General features: G+C 43.6%; 11 protein-coding genes. 6 read left to right on the top strand and 5 right to left on the bottom strand.

What is annotated here, in order from left to right:
* Positions 1 to 6: 6 nt before the first annotated feature.
* From MTP09_RS07980 to MTP09_RS07965, 4 genes are all read right to left on the bottom strand, one after another.
* The gene (locus MTP09_RS07980) at positions 7 to 6,681 is read right to left on the bottom strand and encodes an RHS repeat-associated core domain-containing protein (RefSeq protein ID WP_243547730.1); all 6,675 of its coding nucleotides are present in this window, start codon (positions 6,679 to 6,681) and stop codon (positions 7 to 9) included.
* 41 nt (positions 6,682 to 6,722) lie between these two features.
* Positions 6,723 to 7,220 (bottom strand): hypothetical protein, encoded by a 498-nt coding sequence (locus MTP09_RS07975; protein ID WP_243547728.1) that lies wholly within the window; start codon positions 7,218 to 7,220, stop codon positions 6,723 to 6,725.
* Positions 7,220 to 8,434 (bottom strand): hypothetical protein, encoded by a 1,215-nt coding sequence (locus tag MTP09_RS07970; RefSeq protein ID WP_243547726.1) that lies wholly within the window; start codon positions 8,432 to 8,434, stop codon positions 7,220 to 7,222. The genes MTP09_RS07975 and MTP09_RS07970 overlap by 1 nt, the downstream gene beginning before the upstream one ends.
* Before the next feature lie 189 nt (positions 8,435 to 8,623).
* Positions 8,624 to 8,929: a helix-turn-helix domain-containing protein gene (locus tag MTP09_RS07965; protein ID WP_243547725.1), complete on the bottom strand. Its 306-nt coding sequence runs from the start codon at positions 8,927 to 8,929 to the stop codon at positions 8,624 to 8,626.
* A 618-nt stretch (positions 8,930 to 9,547) separates the two neighbouring features.
* On the opposite strand from MTP09_RS07965, the gene MTP09_RS07960 reads away from it, so the two are divergent.
* A complete protein-coding gene (locus MTP09_RS07960; RefSeq protein ID WP_243547723.1) occupies positions 9,548 to 10,192 on the top strand; it encodes a DUF6266 family protein in 645 nt (214 codons plus the stop codon).
* Between the two features lie 145 nt (positions 10,193 to 10,337).
* Here MTP09_RS07960 and MTP09_RS07955 read toward each other — a convergent pair whose 3' ends face one another.
* The gene (locus MTP09_RS07955; RefSeq protein WP_243547721.1) at positions 10,338 to 11,291 is read right to left on the bottom strand and encodes a helix-turn-helix domain-containing protein; all 954 of its coding nucleotides are present in this window, start codon (positions 11,289 to 11,291) and stop codon (positions 10,338 to 10,340) included.
* 250 nt (positions 11,292 to 11,541) lie between these two features.
* Between MTP09_RS07955 and MTP09_RS07950 the strand changes: the two genes are divergently transcribed.
* From MTP09_RS07950 to MTP09_RS07930, 5 genes are all read left to right on the top strand, one after another.
* Entirely contained in the window at positions 11,542 to 11,754 is a 213-nt protein-coding gene (locus tag MTP09_RS07950; protein ID WP_243547719.1) for a T9SS type A sorting domain-containing protein, read from the top strand.
* A gap of 194 nt (positions 11,755 to 11,948) precedes the next feature.
* Positions 11,949 to 12,545: a TetR/AcrR family transcriptional regulator gene (locus tag MTP09_RS07945; protein WP_243547717.1), complete on the top strand. Its 597-nt coding sequence runs from the start codon at positions 11,949 to 11,951 to the stop codon at positions 12,543 to 12,545.
* Entirely contained in the window at positions 12,545 to 13,879 is a 1,335-nt protein-coding gene (locus tag MTP09_RS07940; RefSeq protein WP_243547716.1) for a TolC family protein, read from the top strand. The genes MTP09_RS07945 and MTP09_RS07940 overlap by 1 nt, the downstream gene beginning before the upstream one ends.
* A gap of 1 nt (position 13,880) precedes the next feature.
* A complete protein-coding gene (locus MTP09_RS07935) occupies positions 13,881 to 14,936 on the top strand; it encodes an efflux RND transporter periplasmic adaptor subunit (protein ID WP_243547714.1) in 1,056 nt (351 codons plus the stop codon).
* Between the two features lie 19 nt (positions 14,937 to 14,955).
* Positions 14,956 to 18,111 (top strand): efflux RND transporter permease subunit, encoded by a 3,156-nt coding sequence (locus MTP09_RS07930; RefSeq protein ID WP_243547712.1) that lies wholly within the window; start codon positions 14,956 to 14,958, stop codon positions 18,109 to 18,111.
* The last annotated feature ends 88 nt before the right edge of the window (positions 18,112 to 18,199 follow it).

The following is an 18,199-nucleotide window of genomic DNA, read 5'->3' as shown; positions in this document are numbered from 1 at the left end:
TTTTTTTTATGGGATTTTATTCCAAGATGTAGGAATGCTGAAACCTCTTATTGAAAGGTATTTAGTGAAAATATCAATATACTTCTGTGAAAGCGGTTTAGCAATATTCTCTAAAAGATTAAAGGGTAAATTTCTATTGGTAAAGTAATCATAAGATAATTGATTAGCCCAAGTTTCAGTCCAAAATTGATTATGACCTCTGTATGAATTTACAGTTGCACTATAACCACTGCTTGGAGCAATAATATCATAGAATGCAGCCTCACCAACCTTTTTTGCTTGTAGGATGTGTCCAAATTCGTGGGTAAAAAGATCATAAGTTCCTGAATCTCCAAAGATATCTCTTAAAGCGTAAGCACCTTTTCCTACCACCATTTTGTTAGGAGGCAAGGTTAATCCTCCTGATTGAGCACCTTTTCCGAAACCAACAGATGACTCATATACTTTGACACCTTTATATTCTCCTACATAAGTAGCATCAATTTCAGAATTTAATACTTTTGTATCAACACCGTGTGCACCATATCCTTTTGACAAATCTAATTTGGCTTTTCCACTCCAGAATCTAGCACCCGCTTCCTTACCGCCACCTTTTGAATAGAAATTTATTGAATAACTCACCGCACCAATTGCTCCACCGATAACAGCACCTGTTGCTAATCCTTCTAAGAAATTTGTTCCATTTATTAGAGAAGTTACTCCGCCACTACCAGCTCCCGCCAAAGCACCATTGCCTACAGTTGCCCAAAATCCGCCCGCACTAAAAACTTGTCCTAGACCTCCTGCGACTGCCCCTGTTAAAGCTCCCATAAAAAATGATTTCGCAAAACCACCCCAAGAGAAGTTACCCGTAATAGCAGCTTGTCCTAAATAAAGTGCACTTCCTATGATTGCTCCACCTATCGCCCCAGCAACTACTCCAGCCCAAAATACACTTTTTAAAGCAACTGCCAATGCCGCAAACCAGAACAGCTCCCCGCTCGGATCATTATACATCAGTGGATTATTCAGCACGTACCCATACTTGTTGTAGTTCTGCGTGTTGTGCGGATCCTGTATATTTTCATCAGCATTTAGGAACCTTTTCAGAAGAGGATCGTACAACCTTCCGTTCATGTGGATCAACCCGACCTCCACAAAATGCTCGTGAGAAGTGTAACCACGATCTACAAGAAGGTTGCCGTTTGCGAGATAATCACTAATCTGGGTTTTATCTGTAATGATTGCTCCATTGCCAATCTTCAGGTGTGTCAGGTTGCCCCAAGCATCAAAGTGTCTTTGCTCCAGTTTATTGCCTGCTTCATCCGTAATGGCTAAAACCGAACCTAAATAATCCTTATGCAAAAATTTGAATGAACCGCCGCTCTCCGTATATCCTTTAACGAAAACAATATTGCTTTCGTATGGCGTTCCTCCAATATATATGAGATGTTTTTCCTGCCCGGTCTGGTTATTTCTGATAATTTCATAGCTGCCGTCCTCACTGTAGTACTTGGTGAACCTTCCCTCCTCTGTCCCTGTTTCGGAGGGGGTAGGGGGGAGGAAATTTCCTCCATAGGTAACCCGTTGCCTCATGCTTGTCAATCCGTACTCAAATCGCACGTCGCCCTTCAATCCGTCGATATACACGGGATCGTTGTTCTCGTTGTAGGATATTTTCTGCAGCAGGTCGTTGGTATAGTTCATGTTTCCCGCCGCGTTCAGCACCATACCGATTGGCTGGTACTTTTTCGTGCCGGGGGAGAAGGCGAAGCTTCCCACCTGGTCGTTCTGGGTGATGCGCCCCTTGTTGTCGTACAGGTTGCGCTTCTGGTTCTGCGCAAACGCCCCGGTCACCGGGTCCGTCCAGTTAACCAGCCGGTTATTGCCGTCGTACTCAAACTGCTCGATGATGTTGAAGTCTCCAAAGGTTTTGCGATCCTTTAACTCATTTTTTACGGCATCGAAGGTGTAGTCTATATAGAGTACGGTGGATTGGTTTGCATTAGAAGTGTGGTCCACAAAATCTAAAAAGCCGCTGCCGTCATATTCGTTCTCGATATGTACATTCCCTAACTGGGCTTTTTTTACCTGACCCCGGTCGTTGGTTTCCTTCAGCTCCCACAGGATCTTCCCGGTGGGCTTCTCCCTTACCCTGTACAGTGCGCCGCTCCAGCCGTCGTATTCGTTCTCGATCGTCACCTTGGTAAGCACGCCGGAGGAGTAGAGGGACTTCTCGTAGGAGGTCACCCGCATCTTGTCGTCGTAGGTGATGCCCTTTTTCATAAAATACCTTCCGTTGCTTTCCTCGTACGAGCTCAGCACCCTGCCGTACTGGTCGTAGGCGATCCCGCTGCCGTAGGGCTTCCCGAGGGAGGTGCCGTATTTCTTGGTGATGAGCCCCTTGTCGTTGTACGTAAAGTTGATGACCTTGTCGGTGGCGTTGCCTGTCTTGCTCTTCTCCCTCTGCTCGGTAAGCTGCCCCTTGCCGTTGTAGGTGTAGGTCTTCTCGCCCTTCGGGCTCTTGGACTTCGAAAGCGCGCCCATAAAGCCACTGTACTCGTATTGGTACACCCCGTTGGAGGGATCCTCGAAGCGGGTCTTATTTCCCCACGCGTCGTAGGTGGTCTTCACGATGTTGCCCTCATAGTTGGCTTCCGTGTTTTCTCCTGCCGCATTGTATTTGAAATAGATAATACCTCCCAAGTCTTCGGAAGAACTTATATTTCCCAGAGGATCTGTTGTTTGTTTTTTGAAGCGGTCGGTTGTTCCGTTATTGGGTTTGGTGTCTTTTTCGGTGACGGTTACCGATCTTTGAGAATCATTATACACCGATTCCACTATTTTTCCGGTAAACGAAGTGGCCTTTATCGGTCGGGAGTAATCATCATATTTTATGAGGTTCCATTGGCTAGGATATCCTCCGGAATAGGGTTCGGATGTTCCTGTTTTTCTACCGAGTCCGTCATACGAAATTTGTGAAGAGATATACTGGCCCTGCCCGAATTTTTTTGTGGTAGATAAATAATTTTGCCCGAGCTTATTGGTATAGGATATCTTTACATCCCCATCCGCACTGTATTCGGTGACGACGGCATCTCTATTGGTGTTTTTCTCATAGGTATAGGTGGTGGTTCCAGCAAGATTGGTTTTTGATTTTAAGAGCTTGCCCCACCAATCATATTCATTGGTTAGGATATTCCCTAGAGGGTCGGTTTGTTTGGTCACTTGTCCCCAATCATTATATTCAACAGAGGTCTCCAAACCGAGGTTGTCGATCTTCTTGGTCACAAACCTTCCCTTGCTTTCAAATTCTGCCTTGTCGGTTTTAGAATTTCCGTCAATACTGCTGGTAACCTTTTTCTGGGTGATGTTCCCAAATCCGTCGTAGGAGTAGGTCTCCATAACCCAGCCGGTATTGTCCCTGTTCCAGTTTTTTTTGGTTTTCAGGAGGTTGTTTTCGTAAGTGTAATCTTCTTTGGCTCCTTTGGTGTCACCATATACCTGCATCTGTTCGTTTTTGGACTGCGGTCTTCCTACATGGTAATCTTTACCAACTCCGGTAAGATTAGGGGGGTAGTAATTGAGTTGGGTGGTTGAAATGGCAAATCCATAATTAACATTCGTAGTGGTTTGTATGGGTAGGTAATAATTGTCATAGGTAATCACACTCTCCGAACGGATATCTTTCATGATGTCCTTGCTTATGGAATTTACGGGTACCGTTGCAGAAACAACTCTGGCTTTATCTGCTGTGGAAAGGGTGTTGATGTCTACAACATTTCCATTAAGCAACTTGTCAAAGCGATATTGCGTAGATTTAAAGGACAATAATTGGGAATTGTTTTCAGAGATATCCAACGGAAAAATTGAAGATTCTGTATAGTTTTTGATGCTCCATTCTTTGATGGGAACCCCGTCATTCAAGGGGTCGATCTCCACACCGCTCCATATCTTGGTATTGGCCAGATCATCGGTATACCAGGAAGATCGTGCAGTTTGGCGGAAACCGATCATGCCTTTTCCTTGGAGATGGGTGATCATGCTTCGGTAACGAAAATCTTGTTTGCGGGTTCCGGCAGGAAGAAGTTGTCTTAACTGGGAAACTGCAAAAGATTGATCTATCCTTTCAAAAGAAAAGTAAGGATAGTTCATTTTTACAGGATTTTTATAGAAATCAGCTAGTAATTCCTTATATTCAACATAAGTATTGTTTCCCGATTGATGAATTGAGTTTATTCTTGATAGTTCTATTACAGGAGTTTCAGATTTATACCTCACCACTGTATTTTTCCAATACAAATACATATCATATTGGTTATTACCAGATTTTATTGGTGCGGTTAAAGGTGTAAATTGCGTTAAATCATAAATGTCGTTCACTATTCCCTGATAGGTTTTCAAAGGAGGTGAAAGAAAACTAATATTGCCCAAATTATCAATGCCATTTTGTTGTCTTGCCTCAATTACGTATGAATAATATCTTCTTGTACCTGTGTAAATATCAGCACTACTTTTTGACATGGTATGAATAATATCAGATTTTCCATCATGATTAAGATCGCTAATTGAATAGTGGTGAACTCTAAAAATTAAAGCATAACCATTATTCCAATCAGTATAAGGTTTATGATACCACATAAAATCCTGCTTCACATAGGTTTTAAAACCTATTCCCGTTCCTATATAAAATCTCCAATCATCTTTACCACTCGATTTGTTTTCTGTAATAGGAATGACGAAATCTAATTTTCCATCACCATTAAAATCACCAAATAAAACAGGAAATGCAGTATCTTTTACTTCATTTAGGTTACCTGAAAACTTTACATTCTTTTGATATTGATTAGCTGCTACTTTTGTATATTCTAAAACCACATAAGACGTGTTAGAAATGTTGATTATGTCAACTTTACCGTCTCCGTCTATATCCATATATTTTTGTGTTGCATAATAAGCATTCGGCACTCCAGATGCGACTGTAAATGTTGATATAGAATTGTTTGAATTTTTTAAATCTATTATAAAATTTCCAATAGGGTAGGTATCACATCGCAATTCATAACAAGGAGGTACTGATTTATTATCAATCTCATTAGTTTTTTCTTCGCATCCTGGGATATAAACCCAATTACACTCTTCCCTTTCTAAAGTCAAAAAAATATCAGAAATTCCATCACCATCTATATCTCCTTCATTTAATGTACTATATATTCTACAACCAACACCACCACCTTGATACTGGCAATCAGATTGATTGTAAACCAATTTTTCAAATACTTTTACAAAGTTGTTATTCCTAAAAATATATCCAACTATTTTCCCTGATTCATACTGAACAATACCATTTCCATTGTATATTTGTCCTTCTTCATCTAATAAGGTATTCACGACTACTGCATCACTATTAAAATGCTTGCCAGTAGAAATACTGACGAAATTATCGTCAAAAGCACCTAACTTTACTAATCCGTTTGACATTACAAAATCAAGATAAGAATCTCCATTAAAATCCCCTGTAAATTTCACCCCGTCAAAAGCATCAGCATTAGGAATAGTAATTACCTCTGGGTTTGGTTGGGTGTTATTTGGAAAGCTAAAAGTTACAGGATTTGCAGCCTCATTATTTGAATTATATTCAGTAATTGATTTTACAAAATTATAATTGGTACCATTTTTAAAAGTATTATCAATTTCATATTTTTTAAATGGGCTACCATTAGCATTCACCGTAATACTTGTAAGTATCCTTTGCTGGATAAGTGATATACCGTTTACATAATTTTCTTCTTTAAAATCTCTACCAGTATAAGCGAGTTGAATTTCATTGAAATGTCCCTTCCCAAGCGTTTCATTTCCTCCCCACTGTATGTTCGAAATTACCGCCACATTATTGGCCTGTGTATAGCTGTAGCTAATATAATTCCCCTGCGCATCCCTCCACTTCACGATATTATATTCCACAGGGGTTCTCGCAGAAACATAACCTCCATTAGGAGTCGCCCCATACCACGCCTGCGATCCGTCCTCAAAGGTCACCTCCCAATATTCCGGCCCCTGCCATTGCTGCCCGGAAACAGCCCCCACGCTCCTAATCTTTACATTCGAAAACTTCTCCGTCACATACTCCGCGCCGTCCTTACCATACTCGCCGGATTTCAGGATCAGCCGCTGCCCGTTGAAGCTATAATAGTCACTGTAATCCAGCTGGATTCCCCTTATCGCGCCATCTTTTTCAATATTCTTGCCTATGCGCGAAATTGCAGTGATCCCCGAAATATTCCATCCATATCCTGCAATTCCGTTTCCCGAACCACTGGTGTAAACCAAATTAATTTGCGGCGCTACACTTTTTACGCCCGGCGGCAATGCAATGGGTAGGGTAAACTGCAGCTGCCCGCCGCCGTTCACCTCGATATTCCCCTGGGTATCATGAAATTTTAATGCGATGTCTCCTGCCGGTCCCGAAGGATTTCCGCTTCCCGCTCCCGAATCCACCGGCTGGTCGCCCGGATTTGCGGGAGTGCCAATCTTCGCCACAAAGGGGTTGCTGGTGGCGGAGGTGGCACGGAACCCCTGCGCAAGAACCACGGCGTTGGGATCCTCAACGGTTCTGCTCGCCGTCTCCTGCTGGTTCAGGATGGTCTGTGAAAAATAGGGCAGTGACGCCAACGTATAGAAAAGAAGGTATAGTTTCCTCATGGATTTTGGGTTGAAAAGTTAGGGGGTAGGTTTCCCCCGGGCTAAAGCTTGATAATGTTCCGCGATATCGTCCTGCCGTCCTTCAGCTGGAAGGTAAGCACGTACACGCCCATATAGTAGTGGGTCATGTCGACCTGTACCTGTCTGTTAAGGTTGGGGAGGTTTTTCTGCTGGAACTTCCAGTGTACCGTGTTCTGTTCATACATGCCCACCTCGTCAATCAGCTGGTCGGCAAGGTCGGTCCAAGCGATGGTGAGGATGTCCCTGACCGGAACGGGGTAGACCTGGATTTCGCTCCAAAGGTCTTCGTCGGGGTTGCTGCTTGCGGTGGCTTCTGGTTGGGCGGAGGGTTCGGTTTCACCACCCTTATTTCCCATAGGGCAGTTGGAACACACGTACCCCCTGAAAACCTGGTTTCCCGCATCGTCGTATCTGAAGACGTTGCCCCCCGTGGGTTGCGGGATGCCGGTGGGCTTGATCTGCGCGCCGAGTAGTCCGCAGCAGAGACCAAGCGTCAATAATAATTGTCTCTTTCCCATCACTCCTTACTTTGGTCAACGAGTTTCTCCATAGCTTCGATCTTCCGTTGCTGCTCCTCAAGCTTTCGTTGCTGCTCCTTCAGCATCTTTCCCTGCTCGATGGTGTAGAGCGTGAGCTCCTCGATCTTCTGAAGCAGCTTGATCTGGAACTCGCCCACGTTCACGCCGTCCCGCTCCATTTCCTTTGCGGACGCCACCTCGGGGAGGTGTCTGTTTTTCTTGATAAATTGCTCAACCTCATCCAACTTGGGAAGCGGGTAGCCGTCCGCGAAAACGAAGTCCGCGGTAGGCGATGCCGTAACCTTCACCTCCTTCGCCTCAAACTTTCCGTAAAGCGCCATATCCCCCTCATCGGATATCTTTAGACGTGGTACAGATTTCGTTCCGTCTGCCGAGTAGTTCCAAAACTGCAGGGAGTTGGTATAGGGTCCGGTCATATTGTACATAATCCATGTCCGGTACTGCTGCCCTGTCTTATTGTTGTTGCTCAGGACAAGCGATCCGCCCTCGTTGGTGGTCTTGCTGGAGAGCAGGTGCCCCTCCACGGAATGAATATTCCCCGAGAAACCGGCACCGTCGGGTCCCAGATTGAGTGCCTCCTTATAGATCCCGCTCTGCGGCACGATGCCCAAGCTGATGTGGTTGTCCAGGAGTCGCATGAAGGATCCCCTACGGTCGGTGGCGATCCGTTGAAAGGGGGATCCGTTGTAGTAGTTCCTTACATTGTTCCCGATCCCCGTCCCTGTGTAGCTCGCCCCCGGTTCGGATGCCCAAAGGGTGAGGTAGGCATTGGGGTTTCCACCGTTATTCGCCTGGAGCAGGACGGTGGACTCTGTGTGCGAACCGGTGATGGCAACCTTGTCCACCGTGGTGCTTCCACCGATTCTAACCTTTCCCTCGCTGTCCTCTGTCAGTACACGGTTCCACGGGGTGGATGAGCTGTTGTTCGTATTTCTGAAATAGAGGTTTTGCCCCCAAAAAGCAGCAGCCAACTGCATCGCGTGGTTGTTGGATGGGTTGCTGTGCCTTACGTCGAGCAGGTGCCACCAGTCTGTAGCCCCTTCAGGGTAGTTCACTGGCTTATTAGTCTCAAAAAAGCCGTTGGTTGCCCCCGCGTCGCCTTGCAGTCCTGCATCATTCCTCGTCCCTGTTGGAATTTGCGAATAATACAGCGTGGAAAATGCGAGCGAGCATAATAGTAAAATTCTCTTCATAAATTAATTATATAGTGGATGTTAAAGATTCGATAAGCGAAATTTATCTTAAAGAAATGTTAATAAATATGGTGGCAAATAACAGTACTTTTTTTGATGCCCACAAATATTTTAACATTAATTTTATGTTAAATCGCTGAAACACCGATGGATAGACACTTTGTATGCAATACGCGGTATTTGGTCATTTTAATGCGGCCTTTTGGAGTCTGCGGGGCTTCCGGCTGTCATACTCAGCCGCACCAAATCCTCAAAAAGAAGCGGCTTCAGATAGAGGATCCGTCCCCTGATCTTGATATAGCGGAAAAAGCGTTCCTTTCGGTAGGTACGCATCGTCCGGTCGGTTACGTTCAGGAATTTGGCAACCTCTATTTCGTCAACAATCATTGTCTCATCCAGGGGGAAGGTCCCACTGCTAATCCTCCGCAAAAGCAGTTCCTGCTCCCTGCGCAATTGTTCAAGCTGCGTCACGCTAAATGATATCATGGTCTCCATGGTCGTTAGTTTGAACATTCGAAATTAAGGACTTTATCCACACGAAACCACCGTCTTTTAACGGTATTTTCATCCATTTGTGGGAATGCGCCACGAGGCGCGTTCAATCCATCCACAACCCAATTCCCAACCCCCAAAACATCCTCCTTATCCCCATAATCCCAAAAAATTTCCACCAATCTTGTACGAATGCGCCATGAGGCGCATTCAACCAACATCTTCATCCGCGAACACCCCCCCAAAAAATATTCTCATTATCCCCACAATATCCCAAAAAATCTGTAAAACCTCTGTACGAATGCGCCACGAGGCGCATTCAATCTATTCCAATCTATTCCAATCCATTTCAATCCCTCCCAATTTCCCATAGAAAAAAATAGCGAAGGGATATACAAACCATAGCGGAAAGATAGCGGAAGGATATACAAAGGATAAACAAAGCATAAGCAAGGGATAAGCAAAGGATAAAGAAAAACAATAGAAAGTATAGAAATCTATTGATAATCAACAATATACTGACACGTAATGGAAAGTTTCGGAAAAAAGCGGAAAGAGGAAAGAAACCCGCAACTTGCCGCCCTACCTTTACCCCAGTATTAACTCCCAAAATTTAAAAAGATGGGAAAATTATCTAACTCACTACTATCCGGCTCCTACGGCCGCACCGGCCGTTTAGTTGTAGCCAACGTGGGAGGTACAGAAATCCTCCGGCACCGCCCCAGAAAGCAGGGGCAGACAACCAACCCCCGACAGCTGCTCGTACAGCAGAGGATGAGGGAGGCGTACAGTTTTCTAACCTCCTACAAGCACTTCGCCACGAAGTACTTTGGAAGAAAGATCGGGATGAAGTCGCCCTACAACATGGCGATGGCGAATCTGCTCAACGCGTTCGAACTCGACTACACACTGATGCAGGTCGTCCCTGTCTATGGCGACATCAGTTTCGCAAGGGGTAGCCGAACGCAGGCAATCGCCACAGGGCTCACTTCCGCTGCTGCAAACTCGTTCACGCTGCAGTGGATGGACAACTCCGGTGGCAACCCTGTCTTGCAGACCGACCGCGCACAGATCCTCTATGCTGCCGAGGGCGAAAACACATCGGTCTTCATGGAGAATGTCGCAACCCGGCTCGAGGGCACCTTTACAGCGCCGCTCACTCCCGACTGGTCCGGAAAGACCGTGCACGTCTGGCTCGCCTTCCTTGCAGACGACGATTCTGCGGTATCCAACTCCATCTATGCGGGCAGCGTGGTGGTAAGTTAGTAGGGCGGTGTACAGCCCCCTTGATCCGGCAAAAGCATTGAACTCATTTTGCCGGATCTTTTTGTTTCGCTACTACTGCACGATTGTCGCTTGTGGTAACTCCGTAAGGAAAACAAATTCCTGTTGGTCAGATGGCAAGAAAAACCTACCCCTTCAACTTACTCGGACGGTAACCATATTCCTTAAAAAAAGCGTTGGAAAATGCCTGTACGCTTCCGTACCCATAGTTAAGTGCTGTTTCCTCGATGCTTTTGTCTTGTTCGGAAAGAAGCTCATTATGGGCTTTTGCCAAAACTGCGCTACGGTAAAACTTGATGATTGAGGTATTAAAGATCGACTGAAAACCTAAGTTCAATTTGAAACGGTTCAACCCAACTTCGCGGCAGAGCTGGTCAACAGTGAAATTCAGGATTTGTGTTTGCTCGTTAAGAAGTCTTTTTGCCTGCTGCAATTTTGCGACATCGTCGGCAGAAAAAACCAGTTGTTTTGTGGGAGTTTGAGTAATACTCTGGAAATAGTAGGCGAGGATTTCGAAAAGTTTGCATTCCAGAAAAACACGTCGGTAATTCCTGGTGAGGCGACAATTCAGGATCTGTCGGCAAATCACACGCACTTCGTTAGAGATGTCGAACAGCTTGCCAGTGGTATTTTTTGAGAAAAAGGCATCGATGCAGATTTGTCTTTCCTCTTTAGAGAACTCATCGAAGAAACGGTCGAGGCATTCGTAGAAGTTTTTCTTTCCGAAAACAAGCGACACCTGCTCGTATTTTTTGCCCTTTTCCATCTGCACATAGGTTCGGTCCCGTTCCACACCATACATAAACGATTGCCCATTTCCTATTTTCGTGTGCAGCCATTCGCCGTTGTCGTGTTGTACTTGTCCAGTAAGGCAGATGCAGAGCATGATCTTGTCATAATAATAATGGCTGTACAGAAGCCGGTACGATTGTGCGGGGACACCGGAAGAATAAATCATCGTAATATCTTCCTTTAGCGGGATCACCGCAGTTTCTCCTTTGCCGATTAGATCAGAATTGAAGATCTGCATTTCGTCCTCACAATTTTTTCTGATGATCTCAGAGTAGGGGATATCCTGCATTTCTTCAATGACCAAAACGTTTTCCAGGATTTATTTTTTACAAATTTAATTAAAAATGTAGGTTAATGCGTTTTGATTAAAAAATAATGTGTATTGAATAACAACTTTATACTAATGAAGTAGAACTTTGTGGAGAAAAAAGAAAAACTATTTAACGAACGATGATAACCATGAAAACTCAAAATAAAAAGAATCGTGAAAAAGAGCGGTTTCTCTTGAAACTGTAGATAGGGATGAAAGACATCATGTATTGATTTGGACCATCTATCCAAATCATATTGCAGACTTAACTATATATCGAAGCAGCGGGATCACAAACGCCGAGATTTACAGCGCAAGCGGACATTTGATAAAAACCATGAAAATCAGTAAAGGAAAAAACGAAACGAATTTTAGCACGATGTCTGCAGGGATGTACATCCTTAAAATTGGAAGTGTGATTTTTAAGATCATCAAGAAATAGTTTTTTTAATCTAGCTAACCTCCAGGAAGAAATTCTTTGGAGGTTTTTTTATTTCTAAACCGGTTGGATTACGCGATTATTTAGAAATATGAATAAGGTGCTATGCAAAACATATATTAAAAAACTATAAACTTGGAAACGTTTTTGGTTTATTAGTTTCCAATGTTTTATATTTGCACCCATAAAACTTTAAGATGGATAAAGATTTTTTACATAAAGTATCAGAACTCTTCATCGAAAACGGTGCAAAAACCCTTACGATGGACGAGATTGCAAGGGAATTCAGTATTTCCAAAAAAACGCTCTATCAGAACTACGCCAATAAAGAAGCGCTTCTGGAAGACGTCCTGAAATACAACCTCGATAATATCATCGAAAAAATTGCCGAACTCGATATAAAAGTGGAGAACGCTATCGAAAGAATGTTCTGCCGCGACGAACATATCGAAAGAGCCGTAGAATCCAACAATTCGCTGCTCATAAAGCAACTCATAAAATATTATCCGGCGATTTTCAATAGTCACATGCTGGCTTTTGCAGACAAATTTGTTGCGGTATTAGAGCATAATGTGCAAAGAGGCCGCGAACAGGGATTTTACCGCAAAGATTTTGATGCAAAAGTATATGCCTCGGTTTTCTTTCAGGTCATGATGTCCTATCATAATTCGATGTTTATCGATACGGCCGAAATCAGTATGGAAAAGTTCAGAATGGTAGTAATGGATTTTTATATGAACGCCATTACCACCGAAAAAGGCAAAACAGAATTAAAAAAGTATAATTTAAAATAATGAAGAAATTATTAATCGGTCTTGTTCTTTGCGGAGGACTGTTTCAGGCGCAGGAAGTGCAGGTGCTCACGTTGCCTGAAGCCATTGCTCACGCCCTGGAACACAAAGCAGAAGCAGAAAAAGCAAGACTCAACATCCGAAGAGGTGATGCGCAGATTGCCGAAGTGAAGGCGAACGCTTACCCAAACATCTCGTTCAACAGCAATACGGCTTACAATCCGCTCTTGCAGGAAACGGTTTTGCCGGGCGAAATGTTCGGTGCTCCGGGACAGCAGGTGAAGGTGTCGTTCGGACAAAGATGGACTTCCAGCAATATGATTCAATTGCAGCAGCAACTCTTCAACCAGTCGGTTTTTACAGGTTTGAAAGCAGCGAGATCTACCAAAGAATTTTATCTGATTAATGCCCAACTAACCGAAGAGCAGATTATCGAAAAAGTGGCAAATGCTTATTTTCAGGTGTATCAGGCAGAGCAGATGAACGAAAATGCGAAATCGAATCTGAAAATTACCGACCAAACCATCAAAATCATCAAAGGTTTGTATGATGCCGGACTTGCCCGAAAAATCGATTATGATAGAGTAGTTGTGGCACGAAATAACGTGAATTCAGCAGTTCAGCAAACGGATAACGCGGTTCAACTTTCAGAAAATGCATTGAAATTCATGATAGGAATGGATATGAATAATGAAATCGAACTTCCTGAGCAAACCTTTGATCCATCAGTTTTAGGATATGATGCCAATCTCGACGACCGCACCGAAATTAAGTTGATGAACAAGCAACTCGAACTTTTGGAATGGCAGAAAAAAGCAAGTGAAGCCCAGTATTATCCGGTGGTTTCATTGGCTGCGAATTACGGGTTTCTTGGTCAGGGTGCAAAATTTCCTTGGTGGAATGGTGAAAAAAACGGAGTCTATTGGTCCGATATGTCGAGTATTGGATTAAATATTCATGTGCCGATTTTCAATGGATTTGCAACAAAATCGAGAGTTGAACTCAACAAAATTGAAATCTTAAAAGCAGAAGCCGATTTACGCGAAACCAAACTCGGATTGGATTTAGCGCACAAAAACGCCGTAACCCTTTTGGAAAACAATATGACGATGATTCGCACTCAGGAAGAAAACGTGAATCTGGCGGAAGAAGTGCTTAAAAATACAAGAAGCAATTACCAATACGGTTTGGCAACTCTGAACGATATTCTGGATGCCGAGCGCGACCTTACCGAAGCCAAAAACAACCTTACAAAAGCCAAGTTAGATTATAAACTTGCCGAAATAGAACTATTAAAATCTCAGGGAAAACTCAGAACATTAAACGAATTAAACTAAAATGAAAAAGAATACAATCATCAGTATATTGGCTGTTTTGGCAATCGGGGCAATCTTTTTCCTCATCCTTCAAAACAACAAAAAGAAAAACGAAGCGCACGTTGCCGTAGTTGCCGAAACCAACAAAGATGTGCAGGTAAGAACGGCCACAGTTGCAGCCGAAGAAATCAGCGGTGAGTTTGCGGTAAACGGAACTTTTCTGCCGAACAGACAAGCCATGATTTCCCCGGAAATGGGTGGTCAGTTAATCGCACTTTACGTAAAAGAGGGAAGTTATGTGCGTGCCGGACAAAGCATCGGGAAACTCGCAGGCGACAAAGTAAACGTAAATGTAACCAGCGCCAGAGCGAATTTGGATAATGCCGTGGCAGCGCTTAACCGTTACGAAATGGCATATAAAACCGGTGGAGTTACGGCGTTACAACTTGATCAGGCAAGACTTCAGGTGAAAAATGCGAGAGCACAACTTCAATCTGCAAATTTGGTTTCAGGAGACACCAATATCATTTCTAAAGTGAGCGGAATTGTGAATCAGAAATTTGTGGAAGTTGGTAGCGTCGTTGGTCCAGGATCTCCGATTGTGGAAGTGGTAGATATTTCTGCAGTAAAACTGAAAGTGGATGTAGATCAGTCATTGGTCACTCAACTTTCCCTTGGAAATACTGTAAAAGTGAAGCCTGATGTAATTGAGGGCGATCTCGACGGAAGAATCACTTTTATCGCACCAACAGCATCCGGAGCATTGAAATTCCCAGTGGAAATTACCGTGCAGAATTCATTCAACAAACTGAAAGCAGGAATGTATGGAACCGCGACCTTCAACAGAGCCGGAACCGCCAATGTGCTTACCGTTCCGCGTGATGCGTTTGTAGGAAGTGTGAGCGACAATCAGGTTTTTGTAGTGAGAAATAACACTGCATTTTTAACAAAAGTTCAGAGTGGAACCAACTATGGCGACAAAGTAGAAATCATCAGCGGACTGAAAGCCGGCGACCAGGTTGTAACCAGCGGACAGATCAATCTTTTGGATAAAACCAAAGTTAGAGTTCTGAAATAATCACCGATAAAAATACCAAATGAAATTAGCAGAAGTATCGATAAAACGACCGAGTTTGGTAATCGTAGTGCTCGCACTCATGATTATCGGTGGACTCTTCAGTTACAGCCAGTTGAGTTACGAACTGATCCCGAAAATGGAGATTAAAGTAGTAACCGTGGCGACAGTTTATCCCGGAGCATCGCCTGCAGAGGTAGAAAGCACCGTTTCCCGAAAGGTGGAAGACGCCGTTTCGAAACTCGAAGGCGTGAAGAAAATTATGAGTAAATCCTACGAAAGTTTATCCGTAGTGATTGTGGAATTTAATAATGATGCCGACGTCGATTACGCTTTGAACGACGCTCAGCGGAAAATCAACGCCATCCGTTCCGAACTTCCGGAGGATATCGATGAGCCATCACTGTCGCAGTTTTCACTCGACGATATGCCGATTGTGACGATGGGTGTAACGGCAAACCTTACTGAAGGCGAACTTTACGACCTTATCGACCAAAGAATTCAGCCCGAACTTTCGAGAATTCCGGGTGTGGCACAGGTGAATATAATCGGTGGACAGGAGCGTGAAATCCGTATTAATCTTGACCAAAATAAATTGCAGGGTTACGGACTTTCAATTCCGCAAGTGCAGCAGATTATTGCCATGTCTAACCTCGATTTCCCAACCGGAAACCTTAAAACGAGAGAAAATTCAACTTTGATTCGTCTTTCCGGAAAAATTACTTCCGTAGATCAGTTGAGAAACATGACGATTTCTTCGAAAAACGGACAGAATATCCGCCTTTCAGATATTGCCGAAGTTCAGGATACTCAGAAAAAAGTTGATAAAATCGCAAGAATCGACCAGGAAAATACCATTATGCTTCAGGTCATCAAACAGACTGAAGCCAATGCTGTGGAGGTTTCCGAACTGGTTCAGGAGAAAATTGCTTCCGTTCAGGAACAATATAAAGACAGAAATGTTCAACTGCAAATTGCAAACGACACATCTATTTTTACTCTTGAAGCCGCAAATGCCGTTATCAAAGACTTGATGATTGCGATTGGACTGGTTGCTTTTGTCATGCTGTTTTTCCTTCATTCATTCCGAAATGCGGTGATTGTAATGGTGGCAATTCCAACTTCATTAATTGCAACGTTTATCGGAATTCACTTGCTCGGTTACAGTTTGAACCTGATGTCGCTTCTCGGGATGTCGCTCGTGGTTGGTATCCTTGTGGACGACGCAATTGTGGTAATCGAGAACATTCACCGACACATGGAAATGGGCAAAAATAAAGTGCGTGCGGCCTACGACGGAGCCAAGGAAATTGGGTTTACGGTAGTGGCGATTACGATGGTAATTGTGGTGGTTTTCCTTCCGATTGCGCTGAGCACGGGGATGGTTTCCAACATCATCAAACAGTTTGCAATGGTGGTGGTAATCGCGACTTTACTTTCATTATTGGTATCGTTTTCGGTCGTTCCATGGCTGTTTTCGCGCTACGGAAGACTGGATGTGATAAGCAAAACCTCGTTTTTTGGAAAAATCATTCACAAATTTGAAGAAGGTCTTACCTGGTTTACACATTTAGTGGAGCGGATTCTGAGATGGAGTTTGGTAAATAAAATCAAAACGTTCATCATCACATTTTTACTTTTTGTGAGTGCAATTGCAATGGTAGCGGGCGGTTACATCGGTTCCGATTTCTTCCCCGGAAATGATAAAAGTGAATTTTTGGTTCAAATAGAATTACCGAAAGATGTGTCGATTGAAGAAACCAACTTCATGACGCAGAAAGCCGAAAAATTCCTGGCTAAAAGACCTGAAATTACAAGAATGATCACTTCTGTTGGACAGGTTTCGGGAGGAATGGGCGATATGCAAAGCACGAACTACAAATCGGAAATCAACGTAAAACTGATTGATAAACGCGAAATCGGCGAACCGACAAAAGTATATGCTGCGAGACTGAAAAGAGAGTTGGAAAGAGAATTGGTCGGTGCAAAAATCACCACAGTTCCGGTTGGATTTATGGGTGCTGAAATGGATCCGCTGCAACTGACGGTAATTGGTCCAACACAGGAAGATGTGATGAAATACGCCAACGATGCGATGGAAACTTTAAGAAAAATTGACGGTGCTTCCGAAATTAAACTCAGTGTGGAAGAAGGAAACCCGGAAATCGCAGTTTCTGTGGACCGTGATAAAATGGCATCATTAGGACTGAATGTGGCAACAGTTGGGCAAACGCTGAGAACCGCTTTCAGTGGAAATACCGACAATAAATTCAGAACCGGAAACAACGAATACGACATCAATATCATTCTTGATGAAGCGTATAGAACCAGCATCGACAACGTAAGAAACATCGAGTTTACTAATCCTGACGGACAGAAAGTTCAGTTGTCACAGTTTGCAGACATCGACTATTCCTCAGGTCCGGCGTTGCTCGAAAGATACGACAGATCGCCGTCGGTAACGGTTCAGGCGCAGGTAGTAGGTAGAACAACCGGTGGCGTTGCACAGGAATGGGAAAGCAAACTGGAAGAGGTGAAAAAACCTGCCGGAGTTTCCTGGGTTTGGGGCGGAAATATGGAAAACCAAAGTGAAGGTTTCGGAACTTTGGGAGTTGCACTTCTTGCCGCAATTATGCTCGTTTATATGATTATGGTGGTGCTGTATGACGATTTTGTGAAGCCGTTTATCGTTCTGTTTTCCATTCCGTTATCGTTCATCGGTGCGCTTTGGGCACTCGGACTTACCAATAACAGTTTGAATATTTTCACTATTCTCGGAATCATTATGTTGATTGGTCTTGTTGCGAAAAACGCGATTCTACTTGTAGATTTTGCCAACGTTCGTCACAACCACGGTGAAACAATTGAAAATGCCTTGATTCAGGCGAATAAAGCGAGGCTTCGTCCGATTCTCATGACTACGATTGCGATGGTATTCGGGATGCTTCCGATCGCTTTGGCAACGGGAGGTGCTGCAGAAATGAACAACGGTTTGGCGATTGTAATTATCGGTGGATTATTGTCCTCATTATTCCTTACGCTCATCATCGTTCCGGTGGTTTATCTGATTGTGGTAAGAATTGAAGACCGCTTCTGGAAACACGACAAAACCGACTACGACAAAGAAATGACCGCAGATTACGAACATCTGCATCCTGAAAACGAGTTGGAATTTTAAATCAATTCAATTATAAACTTTAGAAAAAACGCTTCGAGTTATTCGGAGCGTTTTTTCGTTGAAATTTGATAATTCATTATTCCGAAAA

It is taken from the genome of Chryseobacterium suipulveris (assembly GCF_022811685.1).
Lineage (GTDB): Bacteria > Bacteroidota > Bacteroidia > Flavobacteriales > Weeksellaceae > Kaistella > Kaistella suipulveris.
The sequence above is the reverse complement of the archived record's forward strand: the minus strand, read 5'-3'. Positions and strand labels throughout refer to the sequence as shown.